This is a genomic window from Rhodospirillales bacterium, from assembly GCA_023898805.1.
Classification (GTDB): domain Bacteria; phylum Pseudomonadota; class Alphaproteobacteria; order Micavibrionales; family UBA1664; genus UBA6145.
Map to the genome: position 1 here is coordinate 970889 of CP060260.1, position 14984 is coordinate 985872.

A 14984-nucleotide genomic window follows, 5' to 3' on the forward strand; every position below is an offset into this window, starting at 1 on the left:
CATGCGTGCCTGATCAAACGGAACATACGAAGGAATCCATCACCCGCTTGAACCCGGCCTGATCGAATTTGACGTCGAGCTTCTGACCGTCCACCGCGACCACGGTGCCCGCGCCGAATTTTTCGTGGAACACGCGCGCGCCGGTGATAAACCCACCGCTTGATGCGCGCGCGGGCGGCGAGAAATCGACCGGCGCCAGCTTCCCCGCCGCGGCATGGCCCGAGGAATCCCAATGCATGCTGCGCCCGCCGCCATACAGGCCCATGTCGGTGGACACGCTGATATGTTCGTCCGGCAGTTCCTCGACGAAACGAGAGGCGATGGATTGCGTCCAATTCCCGTAAATCCGCCGATTGCCCGCATGGGTGATAAAGGCGCGCTTTTTCGCGCGCGTGATCCCGACATAGGCGAGCCTGCGCTCCTCCTCCAGCCCGGCATTGCCGTTTTCGTCCATGCTGCGCTGGCTGGGGAACAACCCTTCCTCCCACCCTGGCAAAAACACCGCCTCGAACTCCAGCCCCTTGGCGGCATGCAGGGTCATCAGCGTAACCTTGGCCGTTCCCGCTTCCTCGGCGTTTTCCATCACCAGTGAAACATGCTCAAGGAACGCGGCCAGAGTCTCGAACTCCGCCATCGCCGAAACCAGCTCGCGCAGGTTTTCAACCCGGCCTGCGGCGTCCGGCGTCTTTTCCGTCTGCCACATGCCGATATAGCCGGATTCTTCCAGAATGACGTGCGCAAGTTGCGCATGCGCGCTTGTCTCCAGCAACCCGCGCCAACGCGCGAAATCGTCATGCAGGGATTTGAGCGCGGCATGCGCACGCCCGCGCAATTCGTCCGTTTCCAACATTTCACCGATTGCGGCGCTTAAGGGGATCCCGCGCGCGCGCGCATGCTGGTAAAGCCGTTCGACCGTTGTATCGCCGATGCCGCGCTTGGGCACGTTGATGATGCGCTCCAGCGCCAGATCGTCCGCCGGTTGCGCAACCACCCGTAGATATGCGAGGGCGTCGCGGATTTCCGCGCGTTCGTAAAAACGCGGGCCCCCGACCACGCGATAGGGAATGTTCAGCTTTAAAAACCTGTCCTCGAACTCACGCATCTGAAACCCGGCGCGCACCAGCACCGCCATGCCGTCGTGCGGCACCCCGGATTTATGCAGGGTTTCGATTTTCTCAGCGACCCAGCGCGCCTCCGCCTCGCCGTCCCACAGCGCGTGGACCTCGACCTTCTCGCCCGGCGCGCCCGCCGACCACAGCGTCTTGCCCAGACGCCCCTCGTTATTCGCGATCACCGCACCCGCCGCCGCCAGAATATTGCCGGTGGACCGGTAGTTTTGCTCCAGCCGCACAACGCGCGCGCCGGGAAAGTCGCGTTCAAAGCGCAGGATGTTGTCGATCTGGGCACCGCGCCAGCCGTAAATCGATTGGTCGTCGTCGCCCACGCAACAGATGTTGTTGTGCGCGGGATCGCACAGCAGCCGCAGCCACAAATATTGCGCGACGTTGGTGTCCTGATATTCGTCGACCATGATATAGCGGAATTTCTTGCGATACTGCGCCAGCACGGCAGCATGCGCGGGGTCGCGCAAAATCGCGATGACGTGCAAAAGCAGATCCCCGAAATCGCAGGCGTTAAGCTGTTTGAGCCTGTCTTGATACCGTCGGTAATACGCTGCGCCCTTGCCGTCCGCGACCTCGCCCGCGTCCTTGGGCCCTACCATTTCAGGCGTCAATCCTTTGTCTTTCCAGCGCGCAATCGCGGCGGCCAGCGCCTTGGGCGGAAAACGCTTGGTGTCGATATTGTCGGCTTCCAGCAATTGCTTGACCAGACGCAGCTGGTCGTCCGCGTCAAGAATGGTGAACTGCGGCGTAAGCCCGGCCAGTTCGGCGTGCGCGCGCAGCATCCGCGCCGCCAGCGCGTGGAACGTGCCCAGCCACCAGCCTTCGACCGGCTGGCCGCCCAGCACCGCCGCGACGCGCTGTTTCATTTCCTGCGCCGCCTTGTTGGTAAAGGTCACGGCCAGTATCTGCGACGGCCACGCCCGTCCGGCCTGCAACAGATGCGCAAGCCTTGTCGTCAGCACGCGGGTCTTGCCGGTGCCCGCGCCCGCCAGCACCAGCACCGGACCGTCCAGCGCTTCTACCGCCGCGCCCTGTGCCGGGTTCAACCCCGCCAGATAGGGAGGAAGGCCGGAAACATGTTCATTCGCGTTCATTGCACCGTTCTTAAAGCGTTCGTCCGCAAATGGAAACGCCGCCGCGCTAAGGTTTGCCGACAATTTTAAACAATTTTTACGGATCGACGGCTTGCAAAAAATTAACCCTTTTGGCTTAAGCTGAATTATATAGTTTACATAAAAATAGTAGGTCAAACGGAGTACGCGAACGCATGAAACTTGAAATCACGCTTTTATCCATCGCCGGCGGTCTGATTCTGATGACGGCGATTTTCGCCATTCTGGCAGCCATGAAAAAACCCAGTTACCGCCGTCGCGGCCAGTTGCTGCTGCTCAACGAACAACGCTTCCTGACCGCGCTGCTCCAGGCGCTGCCCAACGACACCATCCTGACCTTCAAGGTCCGACTGCTTGATATTGTTTCGGTCACCGATGCGCGCAGCGGCAAGGTGATGGAATCGGATTTACGGGATTACTGCGTCGACTTCGTGCTGATCGATCGCGACACGACCGATGTGCGCCTGTGCATCGAAATGGATATGGAAGGCGGGTCGGCGGGCGACCGGCTGGCTCGCAACACCTATATCTCGCGCGCGCTGCGCCGCGCCAACATCCCCCATCTGCGCCTGCCCTTGGTGCGTTACTACGACCCGCACCGCCTGCGCCAGATCATCCACGAGGCGATCAACCCGCCGCGCAGCGCAATCGCCCGTTCTGATCAAGAGGTTACTGCGCCGGCCCGCCAAGCGCCGCGCCTCGCGCGCGCATAGGAAAGGCGATCCGGCGTTCTTCGCGCGCTATATCGGCCTCCACACAGGCCAGCCGCCGCGCCGGGTCGTGCATGACCGCGCCGAAATCCTGCGCATGCGCTTCGGCGTGCCGCTCGATGGAATAAGCTTCGTATGCCGCATCGGATTCGATGCGGCCGTAAATGCTTGCATGCACCGCCAGCGCCAGAACCGGCGCCGCCTCGCGCAATTCCGGATGCAGCCCGCTGAAATCGCCGGTCTGTGCACAATGCGCCAGATAATTATGCAACGTATGTAAAAGTTCATGATACTGCGTCTGGTCGAAATGCCTGTGATCCGCCAACGCGCCGCCTGCGATCGTATTCATCAAGACCGTGCTTGCACCGCCAGTGCCGGGCTCGGCCCGGCATTTTCCGGCAACAAACAAACCGTTTTCGTCCCTGTCTTCCTCGAATCGTTCGATCGCCGCCAGTGGCACACCGGTAACACGGGAAAAATGCCGCGCGAAATCTCCGGCATAGGCGATTTTTCGCTTCTGCCGCCATTCACCCCATTCGTTGACCGCATCGTTGAACGGGCGTGAACGGGCGAAAGACGGATAAAAATGCGTTTTTAAAACCGTATCGACCCGCGCAAGCAGGGGGTCGAGATTCACATCGGAAATCAGCCGGTACACGCGGTCGCGATCCTCCGCGTCCAGCGCATCGACGCCACCACGCGCAAGCCGCGTCGCCAGCAGGATGCGCGCATCGTCGGCAAGCGGGATTTCAGCGCGCGTAAAATAATCGGCCAGATGCCGCGCGATACCCTGTTCGGCGGCGACACCCTCTCGACCTTCCAGATCTGCGATGCGCGCGGCATCAAGTGTGGCGCGCAAATCAGGCGCCCGCCCGGCCTGCATACCCGGGGCATGCTGCGCGAAGATATCTGCAAGTGATGAAGACACAGGTGAAACCATGACCCCACTCTACCCGCAAAAAATTAACATAACAAAAACTTAATCGGGGTGATACAAGTGTTTGAAATGATGGGTGGATTCCCAGCGTTCGGTAACCCCGGAATCCGGCATCATGCCCATACCATCTTGTATGACGACAGGTGCAAGCGGCTTGTCGCCCTTGATTCCGGCGCTGATCCATTCCGCCCCGCCTTCGGCGACATAGGCCGAACCGGCCTTGCGCACCGGAATCGCGTTTTCGGGCCAGCCGCCGGGCAGCGGCCAATTGGCGGCAGCCCCGATCACCGCGTCCGCATCAAGCAAAAGCGGGTCGATCGTGGGAAACAGACTGCGCGGCGCGACCCAAAGTTTTTCGACGCGCACCCCGCGCCGCCACAGCGCCACCGCGTCGTTGACCAGTTGCGCCACCGCTTCGGGCGGGACGTCGGCGGTATTGATCACAAGGTCATAACCCGCATGGTCTTCGATATCCGCGTTGTAATATGCCTTGAACCGCGCCCGCTCGCTGGCCTTGCGCGCGCCAAGCGCGGCCTCGACCTCGGCCTGTGTCCGGTAATCCCCCTCGCCGATGCGGCCGGTATCCTTGCCCACCCGCGCGGCGGCAATGGCAGGCGGCACCTCCAGCTTGACCCGGAAGGACATCGGCAGGAAATGAAATGCCATGCGTGAATCGACCACCAGATTGGTCGGCGTGCGCGCCAGATTCTTAAATACGGAATCGATCTGGTCGTCGATTGATCGGTCGGTTTCCGCCCGACGGTTAAGTTCAAGGGTCGTGATCCCCATTTTCTCGGCCAGTTTTCGCTGCACGACCCCGGTCGAATAGCGTTCCGCCTGCCAGCGTTCGACCAGCGCGTTGGCCAAAAGGCTTTTACCCGACCCCAGATCCCCGGAAATCGTGATGATTATGGGTTTGTCGCCGCCGTTGGCGCCCGGTTTTTCCGTCATGCCGGGCATGATGCGATGCCCCCCGCCCTTTGGCAAGGCCCCCTAAATTCTGGCAAACATTTATAAACAAAGGAGAAACTTGACGGCAGGGGTAAAACCGGTGCAATCTGCCCTTGAAAATCAAAAAACCAAAACAAGGGGTTATGCAGGTCATGACCAAATCCGAACTTATCCGCCGTTTGGCCGAACGCTATCCGGACCTTTATCTTTCGGATCTCGAACGCGTCATCGACACGGTGTTCGAGGAAATCACCCGCGCCCTTGTCCGCGGCGACCGCGTGGAATTGCGCGGTTTCGGGGCGTTCTCGGTCAAAAAGCGCGAGGCGCGCACCGGCCGCAACCCGCGCACGGGCTCGGCCGTTCAGGTCAAGGCCAAGACCATGCCCTTTTTCAAAACCGGGAAATTGCTGCGCGACCGTCTGAACGGCAAGACCGTCGACAAGAACGCCGAAGACAAATTCTAAGACACCTCTTTCAATGTTCGAAAAACGGCCGATCGTCGGTGTGATGGGATCACATGAAAACGGGCGCGACGAACTGGCCGCGCCGCTGGGCCGCGCTCTGGCGGGGCTTGGCGTACATCTTCTGACCGGAGCCGGCGAAGGCGTGATGACGACGGTTTCCCGCGCTTTTGTCGAAACCGCGCCCCGTCAGGGCCGCTGCATCGGCATCGTGCCGACCGACCATCAACCCGACGGCACGTTCAAGGTGCGTCAAGGTTATCCGAATCCCTATGTCGAAATCCCGGTTTTCACGCCCCTGAGCGTGAACAGGACCATCGACACGCCTGGTTTGACCCGTAACCACGTCAACATCATGACGTCGGACATCATAATCGCCATGCCCGGCGGCCCCGGCACGCGCAACGAAATCGACCTTGCGATCAAGTTTCAAAAGCCGCTTTGCCTGTTCGGGCCGCACGACCTGCCGTCCGAACTGATTCAAGCCCTGCCGCATTTTGAAACCCCGGACGATGCCGTAGACTGGGTGAAATCTCATCTTCCGGCGGAAAACAGGCCATGACCCGCGTATTGCCGAAAATCTATGCCGCGATCGACACGCCCGACGTTACGGGTGCGTGCGACCTTGCCCGCCGCCTTGCCGGTGCCGGATGCGGCATCAAGCTGGGGATGGAATTCTTCAACGCCAACGGCCCGCAGGGTATCGAAACGATCCAGAAATCCGCCCCCGGTATTTCGCTGTTCATCGACCTCAAATACCATGACATTCCCAATACCGTCGCGGGCGCGCTGCGCTCCATCGCGCGCCTCGCGCCCGATTTCGTCAACGTCCACGCTTCGGGCGGCCCGGCGATGATGACGGCGGGGCTGGACGCGCTGCGCGATGAATCGGCCAAACGCGGCATCCAGACACCCAAACTTCTTGCCGTAACTGTCCTGACCTCGATGGACGATGCGGCGGTCGCGGCGGTTGGCTGGCAACTGCCGGTCGCGGATCAGGTCAAACGTCTGGCGCTTTTGACGCAAAAGGCCGGACTGGACGGTGTCGTCTGCTCCCCGCTTGAGGTTGCGATGGTGCGGGAAACCTGCGGCCCCGGTTTTGTCACCATGGTTCCCGGCATCCGCCCGGGCGCAGACGCTGGTTCTCCGCAAACGGAAGGTTTTGGTAAGCAAAACCGACCAAACAATAACGATCAAAAACGCGTGATGACCCCGAAAGAGGCGGTTGCGGCAGGCGCCACCCACCTTGTCATCGGCCGCCCGATCACGCAGGCCCCCGACCCGGCCAACGCCGCGGCGGACATTATTGCTTCTTTATAAGAATTTAGCGCAATGTCCGTGACAAATGTAAAAATCAAGATCTGCGGCATCGGGGACGAAGCGGCCTTGGCGGCGGCACGCGACGCGGGGGCGGATTTTCTGGGCTTTGTCTTTTACCCGCGCTCGCCGCGCGCGGTTACGCCCGATGCGGCGGCAATGCTGATGCGCGATGCGGGCGCGCACGCGAAAAAAGTCGGCCTGTTCGTCGACCCGACGGATGACGAATTGCGCCGCACGCTGGCGCTGGCCCCGCTCGACATGATCCAGTTGCATGGTGGCGAATCCGTATCCCGCGTCGCCGACGTCAGGGCGCGTTTCGGCCTGCCGGTGATCAAGGCGCTGCGCATCGCCGCGCGCGACGACCTGATGCCCGTCGATTCCTACGCCCGCATGGCGGACTGGATTTTATTCGACGCCCGCGTCGACAACGCGGCCCTGCCCGGCGGCATGGGGCGACGTTTCGATTGGTCCGTCCTTGACGGATTCCGCTGCGCGCGGCCCTGGATGCTGGCCGGCGGACTGGACGCCGAAAACGTTGTGAATGCGCTTGCCCGCCTCAAACCCGACGCGGTGGACGTTTCCAGCGGGGTGGAATCCGCCCCCGGCGTCAAGGACGCTGGAAAAATTCGCGCTTTTGTGGATAAAGTGCGGGGATGCTGAACTCCCTGCGCAACCAGCCCGACGAACGCGGGCACTTTGGCCCTTATGGCGGCCGTTACGTCGCCGAAACCCTGATGCCCTTGATCCTTGCGGTCGAAAAGGCATGGAACGCCGCGAAAAGCGACCCCGCCTACTGGGCGCAATTCGATGAATTGCAGCGCGATTACGTGGGCCGCCCCAGCCCGCTTTACTTTGCGGAACCCACGACCAAAAAGCTCGGCGGCGCGAAGGTCTATTTCAAAAGGGATGAACTGAACCACACCGGCTCTCACAAAATCAACAACACCATCGGCCAGATTTTGCTGGCGATGCGCATGGGCAAAACCCGCATCATCGCGGAAACCGGCGCGGGCCAGCACGGCGTCGCGACGGCCACCGTCTGCGCGCGCTTCGGCCTGCCCTGCACCGTGTTCATGGGCGCGACGGACATCGAGCGCCAGAAACCCAACGTCTTCCGCATGAAACTTCTGGGGGCGGAGGTACGGCCCGTGACATCCGGCGCCGGCACCCTGAAGGACGCGATGAACGAAGCCCTGCGTGATTGGGTCACCAACGTCCATGACACGTTTTACATCATCGGCACGGTGGCGGGCCCGCACCCCTACCCGTCGATGGTGCGCGATTTCCAAAGCATCATCGGCCGCGAGGCCCGCGCCCAGATGCTGGAACGCGAAGGCCGCCTGCCCGATCTTCTGGTCGCCTGCATCGGCGGCGGGTCGAACGCCATAGGCCTGTTTCATCCGTTCCTTGACGACGCATCCGTCAAAATCATGGGCGTGGAGGCGGGCGGCTACGGCCTTGATAAACAGCACGCGGCCTCCCTCAACGGCGGACGGCCGGGCATCCTGCACGGCAACCTGACCTATCTTTTGCAAAACGACGACGGCCAGATCGAGGAAGGGCACAGCATTTCCGCCGGCCTCGATTATCCGGGAATAGGCCCCGAACACGCATGGCTGCACGACCAAAAGCGTGCCAGCTACGTTTCGGTGACGGATGACGAGGCGCTGGAAGGCTTCAAGCAATGCACGCGCCTTGAAGGCATCATTCCCGCGCTCGAGCCCGCGCACGCCTATGCGCAGGTCATGAAAATCGCACCGAAGATGAAGCCCGACGACATCATCATCATGAACATGTGCGGCCGCGGCGATAAGGACATCTTCACCGTCGCCGACCGCTTCGGGGTACGCCTGTGAACCCGCTTCTCACCGAACTCGAAGGCCGCATCCCGGCCGATTTGTTCAACGCGCTGGCCACGTTGCCGCCCTCGCTTGCCCTTGCCCGCATCGCATACAAGCGCGCCACACCCGACACGGTCCGGCAGCGGCGCGGCGCCTTCAGCACGATCAAATCCGAATTCCTGCAATACATGGCCAATCATCACGCCGAAAATCTGCGCGCGATGAATCTGACCGACCAAAGCATCGAAGCCATGCGCCTGTATGGGATGTTCCCACAAAACCGCCCCGGCGAAAGAATGGATATGAGCGTCGATCACAAACGCTCCCTGTCCATGGGCGGCGATAACGGCTTCGACAATCTGATGCTGTTGCCCGATCGTTTCAATGCGCTGAAGGACGAACTTGAAAAGGCGCAACGCAGCGACACGACAAACACGCAGGCCAGCCTGATCACCATTCTGCCCGCCGACCCGGGCGATCAAATTCCCTTCATTCCCGGCGGCTTCGCCAAGGCAAGCCGCAAATCCAAAATGCCGGAACACGCATGACCAACCGCATCGACACCGTTTTTAAAACCATCAGGCGCCCGGCGCTGGTCACCTTCATCACCGCGGGCGACCCGGACTACGCGTCGTCGCTGGCGATTCTGAAATCCCTGCCCGGCGCGGGGGCCGACATCATCGAACTCGGCATGCCATTCACCGACCCGATGGCCGACGGCCCGACCATTCAGGCATCCAGCCTGCGCGCGCTTGAATCCGGCGCGTCATTGCGTACCACATTGCAGATGGTGCGCGACTTCAGGGCGGACGACGCCACGACGCCGGTCGTGCTGATGGGCTATGCCAACCCGGTCTACCAATACGGGTTTCAGGATTTTTGCGCCGACGCGGCCGATGCCGGTGTCGACGGGCTGATTATCGTCGATCTACCGCCGGAGGAGGACGACGCCCTTCTGGTCTTGAGCCAATCCTACGGCCTGCACCTGATCAAACTGGTGACGCCGACCACGACCGTGGAACGCCTGAAAACCATCCTGCCCAAGGCGTCCGGCTTTTTGTATTACGTTTCGGTGACCGGCATCACCGGCGGGGCCTCGGCCGACATCAACGCCGTGGAAAACCGGATCGCCATGATCCGCGAACATACGGACTTGCCCATCGCCGCCGGTTTTGGCATCCGCACGCCCGCCGACGTCGCCGCCTTCGCGCGCGTGGCCGACGCCGTGGTCGTGGGCTCCGCCATCGTGGACAAAACCGCCGACCCCAAGGCAGCCAGCGCTTTCGTCGGGAGTCTGGCCGCGGCGATCAAGGGCGTCGCGCGAAAGCCGTCATAGCGTCTTTAACCGCCCGCGGAAACTTTCGATATCCGCATATCCCTTGGCGCGCATGATCTCGCGCAATTCTGCCGCGATGCGCGCGAAACATCCCACGCCCTCGCGCATGAACTGCGTGCCGATCTGCACCGCGCTGGCGCCGCACAATATATGCTCGAACGCGTCCATGCCGGTTTTGATGCCGCCGACGCCGATCACCGAAATCTCTTTTTTCAGCAGCGTGCGGAATTTACGCACATTGGCCAACGCCGTGGGCTTGATGAAATCGCCGCCGAGTCCGCCGAACCCGCCCTTGGGCTTGATGACCGCGCATTCCGCCTGCGGATCGACGACAAGCCCGTTGCCGACGCTGTTGATGCAAGTGACAAAGGCCAGTGGAAAATCGTTAAGCACGGCGGCCATCATGTCGAAATGCGGCATGTCGAAATAGGGTGGAAGTTTGACGCCCAAAGGCTGCTTCGCTTCGGCGAGAACCATATCGAGAAGCGGGCGCGTGTTTTCAAAATCGTATCCGGTCTGCGGCTTGCCCGGAAGATTGGGGCAGGACAGGTTCAGTTCGATCGCCGCGACCCCGTCATACCTGGCAAGTTCCTTGACGATATGTACGTTGTCTTGCGGGCTCAACCCCGCGACCGAGATGAAATACGGCTTGCCGAAGGCCTGAGCCTGTTCGGCGAACGCGGCGTAAAATGCGTAACCTTCATTCGGCAGCCCCATGCTGTTGATGCTGCCCCACGGCATTTCGGCATAGCGCGGCATCTCGTTGCCCGCCCGTTTTTCCAGCGTGGCGCTTTTGCTTAAGACCGCGCCGGCATCGCTTGCGCCGATGGCCTGCATTTCCGCGGCACTGCTGCACAAGGGACCCGAAGCGTTATACACGCAGGATTCCAGCGAAACGCCCGCTAGCGCCGTCGCGAGGGAGATCGGATCCGCCATAAAAACCTCTAAAGAATCTGCCAAGGTGAAACCAGTACTGCTAACTCGTTGTATCAGCGTGCAAAACAGTTGAATAGCGTGGATTTTAAGGCTTCAGCACTGGCTTATGGCTTTATAATGCGGTACAGCAATGGACCATGGAAATCAGAACGGGGGCCCCGATCGCATGAACTGGCTGTCCAATTTCATTCGTCCGAAAATCCGATCACTGGTCGACAGCCAGAAGGAAGTGCCGGACAATCTCTGGACCAAGTGCCCGGCTTGCGAGGGCATGCTTTTCCAGCGCGACCTGAAGGAGCGCCTGAACACCTGCAACCATTGCGGCTATCACCTGCGCTGGCCGGTGGAAGAACGTCTGGCCCATTTGTTCGATGGCGGCCGCTATGAAAATCTCAAACTGCCGCGCGTCCCCGCCGATCCGCTGAAATTCAAGGACCGCCGCAAATACACCGACCGCCTGAAAGAGGCGCGCGAGGAAACAGGCCGTCAGGACGCGATGATCGTGGGCGTGGGCCCCGTCGACGGACGCGAGCTGGTCATTGCCGCGTTCGACTTTGAATTCATGGGCGGTTCGATGGGCGCCGCGGTCGGCGAGGCGATTGTCATGGCCGCCGAGGAAGCGGTGAAACGCAAACTGCCCCTGCTGGTCATTCCCGGCTCCGGCGGCGCGCGCATGCAGGAAGGCGCCTTCAGCCTGATGCAGATGCCACGCACCATCATCGCGGTCGATATGGTCAAGGAGGCGGGCCTGCCCTATTTCGTGCTGCTGACCGACCCCACCACCGGCGGCGTGTCGGCGTCCTTCGCGATGGTCGGCGACATCCACATGGCCGAGCCCGGCGCGATGATCGGCTTCGCGGGCAAGCGTGTCATTCAGGAAACCATCCGCGAGGCGTTGCCCGAAGGCTTCCAGACCGCGGAATATCTGGTCGACCACGGCATGGTCGATATGGTCGTCCCGCGCGATGCCCAGCGCGCGACCATCGCCCGCCTGATCGGCTTCCTGACCCAACCCGTCCTTGGCAACAAACCGCGTCGCGGCAAGGACAAGGATAAGGGCGACGGCAACGGCGCGGCGATCAGCCTCAAGGCCAAAGCCGCGGAATCGAAGGCCCGCGCTGCGGGAACGGTCGCCAAGCTGCCCCCCGCCAACGACGCGGTCGATAAGGCCACGACAAATACCGTCCTTCCCCTGCGCAGGAAAGCCGCGCGGGGATAAGCGGGCGTAACGAATGGGCGCCGATTCCGCGCATCCCAACCCCCAAGTCGCAAGGCGGCTTGAACGCATTTACGGCCTGCACCGCGTCGAAGTCGATTTGCGCCTGACGCATTCGCCTTATACCGCGCTGCTTGAAAAACTCGGCAATCCGCAAGACCGCCTGCCGCCCGTGGTGCATGTCGCGGGCACCAACGGCAAGGGCAGCGTGCTGGCCTTCCTGCGCGCGATGGCCGAAGCGGATGGAAAACGCGTGCATGTCTATACCAGCCCGCATCTGATCGCCTTTAACGAACGCATCCGCATTGCCGGACGATTGATCGGCGACGACGCGCTGATAACGCTCTACGACCGCGTCGAGGCCGCGAACGCAGGTGCGCCGGTCACTTTTTTTGAATTCACGACCGCGATGGCGCTTCTGGCCTTCGCCGAAACCCCGGCCGATTTCTGCCTGCTTGAAACCGGCATGGGCGGGCGGCTGGACTGCACCAACGTAGTGACGAAACCCACGGCCACCGCGATCACCAAGATCAGCTTCGACCACACCGAATTTCTGGGGTGCACGCTGGAAAAAATCGCAGGTGAAAAGGCGGGCATCATCAAACCCGGCGTGCCCTGCGTGATCGGCGCGCAGATGGACGCGCGCGCGGTGATGCCGGTCTTTGAACGCGCGGCGCGCGCCTGCGGCGCGCCGCTGCTGATCGCGCCACCCTACCCCGCCGACTGGCCCGCGCCCAACCTTGCGGGCGCGCACCAGCGCGAAAACGCCGCCGTGGCGCTGGCGCTCGCCGACATTCTGCACCTGCCCGAAGCCGCGAAGCGTAAAGGGGTCGCAAGCGCCGACTGGCCCGCGCGCATGCAGCGTCTATCCGAAAATCCCGAAATCTGGCCAGACATATGGTTCGACGCCGCGCACAACGATTCCGGCGCGTTGGCGTTGGCCGCGCAACTGGCCGAATGGCGCGCGCAAGGCCTGCGTATTCATTTGATCGCGGGTCTGGGCGCGGGCAAGGACGCGCCCGCATTTTTCGCGGCGCTGGCGGGATGTTACGACCGCCTGACGCTGGTCGACCTGCGCGCCGGGCAAAAACCGCAAACCGCAAAGGCACTCAAGGCCCGCGCCGGTCTGCCAAATGCCCTGACCGCGCAAACCATACAACAAGCCATTGAAAAATCAGACAAAGGCGACCGTGTTGTCATCGCGGGCTCGCTTTATCTGTATCAGACCCTTGGAAAAATTAACCAAAAAGAAATAATATTTTAATAAAAAATAAAGACGGCAATGTTTTCTGTCGTTAAACCTTGACAGGAAATGGAAAGATTGTTATTTTCATATTATATAAAAACTGGAGGGTTACCACATGGTCAAGTCACCGAGAACGTCTTTTAAAGCGGCAGCGGAACCAATCAATCCGGCCTTTCTGCCGGACAACAGTGCTTTCATTACGCCCGCCGCGCCGAAACCTACGGACACGGCCAAATTCCGTGCTGCCGCAGACGACCAGCGCGCCCGCGACTCCAGAAACCCGACATACGGCAACCATAGCCTTTAAAATCATACGCCGAATGATATTTAAGGCCGGGGAAACCCGGCCTTTTTGCTATGCACGCCCGATACATTTTCGGCACAGCACCCACGCAACAATATTTCTTGATATTTTTACATAAATAATATATCAAGACGTCAACTCAGACGACCGATACGAAACAACGGCCCCGGACCACGATTTTATGACCGATTTTTTGCAAACTCAGCCTGATCTCGGCCTCTCGCGCCGCAAACGGACTCTGTGCGCGGCGTTTGATCGATGGGCTACGCTGGATCGTGGTTTTGCTTGTGCCCGGCAATACCTTGGCGAACCGCTGGGCGATCGACGCAAAAAAAACAGCCTGCGATTACTGGATGTCACGAAAAATTACAAACGTCACAGCCGCCCATGGTTTTTGCGCTCATGGTTTGCCGAACGCGCACGTAAATTTGAATTTACCGCCGCCACGGCCGCGCTGGCCAACGAACAGCACACCCGCCGTGCAAAAGAAAAATTATCCCGCGCACAGGCACATGCCGCGCATCATGCCTTGCCGTCAGGTCTGGACGAACAAACGCGTCAGATCCTCATCGCCGCTCGCATCAACGACTCCCGCACGCGCCGTGGCAAACAGCCATTGGACGCCGATCAAGTCGCAGCCCTGATTGCGCAAAAGTCGAAACCAGCGCCTTCTCATCACGTGCCGCATTATAGCTTCGCCCAATAGCCGCACAGATACAATGTTAAGGTCATTGACCCGGCATGATAAAATCACACCTCTTTTTTGTCCTTGAAAATACTCCGCGCACGGCACGCCTGAGGGATGGGCTGGAAAAATTCATCATCTACAACTTCACGAACGCAACCCATGCGCTTGAAGCCGCACATGCACGAAAATTCAAAATCGACCTGCTGATCGCCGATGCCGGAACGAATGGACTCAACGGCATCGCCCTGATGCACAAATTCCACCAACATGCGGAAATCCCGGTGATCCTGCTTGGCCCGCCTGACGCGGAAATCGAGGAACTCGCCCTGAAATCCGGGGCCGCCGACTACCAGTCCCGGGAAATCTCTGCACAAATGCTGGCGCAACGGGCATCGACGCTGCTGGCGTCCATCGCGCGAATTACAAGGCATCAATACCATCACCCCATCGACAGTACGCCTTCGCAATATCCACCGGCACAGGACGAATACGCGGACGGCGTCCTTGAACTTACGCGCGCGGGAATTTGCCACTGGCGCGGAAAGCGTGTCCACCTGAACAAACGACAGATAGGCGTCCTCTTTGCGCTTGTATCCCGCCCCGGCGCACTGGTTGACCAGGACACCTTGTTGCGGATGGCTTACCCGGACAAACATGTCAGCAAAGACTCGATCACCGGTGCGATAAGGCAAATTCGCGCCGCCGTTCGGGCGGTGGACAGGACGGGCATCCCGATCACGACCCTTTACGGCGGCGGCTATAAATACGAACCGCCAAAGGCATAAAAAAACCGCCCCGATTT

16 protein-coding genes are annotated in these 14984 nt (G+C 60.6%); 12 read left to right on the forward strand and 4 right to left on the reverse strand.

Annotated elements, in window-relative coordinates; genetic code table 11:
* Window positions 1-13 precede the first annotated feature (13 nt).
* Window positions 14-2218, reverse strand: coding sequence for a UvrD-helicase domain-containing protein (locus H6866_04770; protein ID USO08524.1), 2205 nt, complete (start codon window positions 2216-2218; stop codon window positions 14-16).
* 173 nt (window positions 2219-2391) lie between these two features.
* On the opposite strand from H6866_04770, the gene H6866_04775 reads away from it, so the two are divergent.
* The gene (locus H6866_04775; protein USO06771.1) at window positions 2392-2949 is read left to right on the forward strand and encodes a DUF2726 domain-containing protein; all 558 of its coding nucleotides are present in this window, start codon (window positions 2392-2394) and stop codon (window positions 2947-2949) included.
* On the opposite strand, the gene H6866_04780 is transcribed toward H6866_04775, so the two are convergent.
* Both H6866_04780 and H6866_04785 read right to left on the reverse strand, forming a co-directional pair.
* Complete coding sequence (locus tag H6866_04780) at window positions 2906-3886, reverse strand: hypothetical protein (GenBank protein ID USO06772.1); 981 nt, start codon at window positions 3884-3886, stop codon at window positions 2906-2908. The genes H6866_04775 and H6866_04780 overlap by 44 nt on opposite strands.
* Before the next feature lie 39 nt (window positions 3887-3925).
* Window positions 3926-4834, reverse strand: coding sequence for a cytidylate kinase family protein (locus H6866_04785; protein USO06773.1), 909 nt, complete (start codon window positions 4832-4834; stop codon window positions 3926-3928).
* 152 nt (window positions 4835-4986) lie between these two features.
* Here H6866_04785 and ihfB point away from each other — a divergent pair, with 152 nt between their 5' ends.
* From ihfB to H6866_04820, 7 genes are read left to right on the forward strand one after another with little or no spacing between them, the layout of a single operon-like run.
* Window positions 4987-5298 (forward strand): integration host factor subunit beta, encoded by a 312-nt coding sequence (gene ihfB / locus H6866_04790; protein USO06774.1) that lies wholly within the window; start codon window positions 4987-4989, stop codon window positions 5296-5298.
* Window positions 5299-5311: 13 nt separating this feature from the next.
* Window positions 5312-5857 carry a DNA-binding protein gene (locus tag H6866_04795; protein USO06775.1) on the forward strand — a complete coding sequence of 182 codons (546 nt, stop codon included), beginning with the start codon at window positions 5312-5314 and terminating at the stop codon, window positions 5855-5857.
* On the forward strand, window positions 5854-6615 hold the full coding sequence (gene pyrF, locus H6866_04800) for an orotidine-5'-phosphate decarboxylase (protein ID USO06776.1): 762 nt from the start codon (window positions 5854-5856) through the stop codon (window positions 6613-6615). The genes H6866_04795 and pyrF overlap by 4 nt, the downstream gene beginning before the upstream one ends.
* 12 nt (window positions 6616-6627) lie before the next feature.
* Window positions 6628-7275 carry a phosphoribosylanthranilate isomerase gene (locus H6866_04805; GenBank protein USO06777.1) on the forward strand — a complete coding sequence of 216 codons (648 nt, stop codon included), beginning with the start codon at window positions 6628-6630 and terminating at the stop codon, window positions 7273-7275.
* Window positions 7269-8471: a tryptophan synthase subunit beta gene (gene trpB / locus H6866_04810; GenBank protein USO06778.1), complete on the forward strand. Its 1203-nt coding sequence runs from the start codon at window positions 7269-7271 to the stop codon at window positions 8469-8471. The genes H6866_04805 and trpB overlap by 7 nt, the downstream gene beginning before the upstream one ends.
* A complete protein-coding gene (locus tag H6866_04815; GenBank protein USO06779.1) occupies window positions 8468-9004 on the forward strand; it encodes a hypothetical protein in 537 nt (178 codons plus the stop codon). Before trpB ends, H6866_04815 begins: the two co-directional genes overlap by 4 nt.
* Complete coding sequence (locus tag H6866_04820; GenBank protein ID USO06780.1) at window positions 9001-9792, forward strand: tryptophan synthase subunit alpha; 792 nt, start codon at window positions 9001-9003, stop codon at window positions 9790-9792. The genes H6866_04815 and H6866_04820 overlap by 4 nt, the downstream gene beginning before the upstream one ends.
* On the opposite strand, the gene H6866_04825 is transcribed toward H6866_04820, so the two are convergent.
* Window positions 9787-10728 carry a dihydroorotate oxidase gene (locus H6866_04825; protein ID USO06781.1) on the reverse strand — a complete coding sequence of 314 codons (942 nt, stop codon included), beginning with the start codon at window positions 10726-10728 and terminating at the stop codon, window positions 9787-9789. The two genes, H6866_04820 and H6866_04825, sit on opposite strands and share 6 nt — an antisense overlap.
* Window positions 10729-10894: 166 nt before the next feature.
* On the opposite strand from H6866_04825, the gene H6866_04830 reads away from it, so the two are divergent.
* From H6866_04830 to H6866_04845, 4 genes are all read left to right on the forward strand, one after another.
* Window positions 10895-11947 (forward strand): acetyl-CoA carboxylase carboxyltransferase subunit beta, encoded by a 1053-nt coding sequence (locus H6866_04830; GenBank protein ID USO06782.1) that lies wholly within the window; start codon window positions 10895-10897, stop codon window positions 11945-11947.
* Window positions 11948-11960: 13 nt separating this feature from the next.
* Window positions 11961-13208 carry a bifunctional folylpolyglutamate synthase/dihydrofolate synthase gene (locus H6866_04835; protein ID USO06783.1) on the forward strand — a complete coding sequence of 416 codons (1248 nt, stop codon included), beginning with the start codon at window positions 11961-11963 and terminating at the stop codon, window positions 13206-13208.
* A gap of 467 nt (window positions 13209-13675) precedes the next feature.
* Entirely contained in the window at window positions 13676-14200 is a 525-nt protein-coding gene (locus tag H6866_04840) for a hypothetical protein (protein USO06784.1), read from the forward strand.
* A gap of 35 nt (window positions 14201-14235) precedes the next feature.
* Window positions 14236-14967, forward strand: coding sequence for a response regulator transcription factor (locus tag H6866_04845; GenBank protein ID USO06785.1), 732 nt, complete (start codon window positions 14236-14238; stop codon window positions 14965-14967).
* Window positions 14968-14984: the final 17 nt, after the last annotated feature.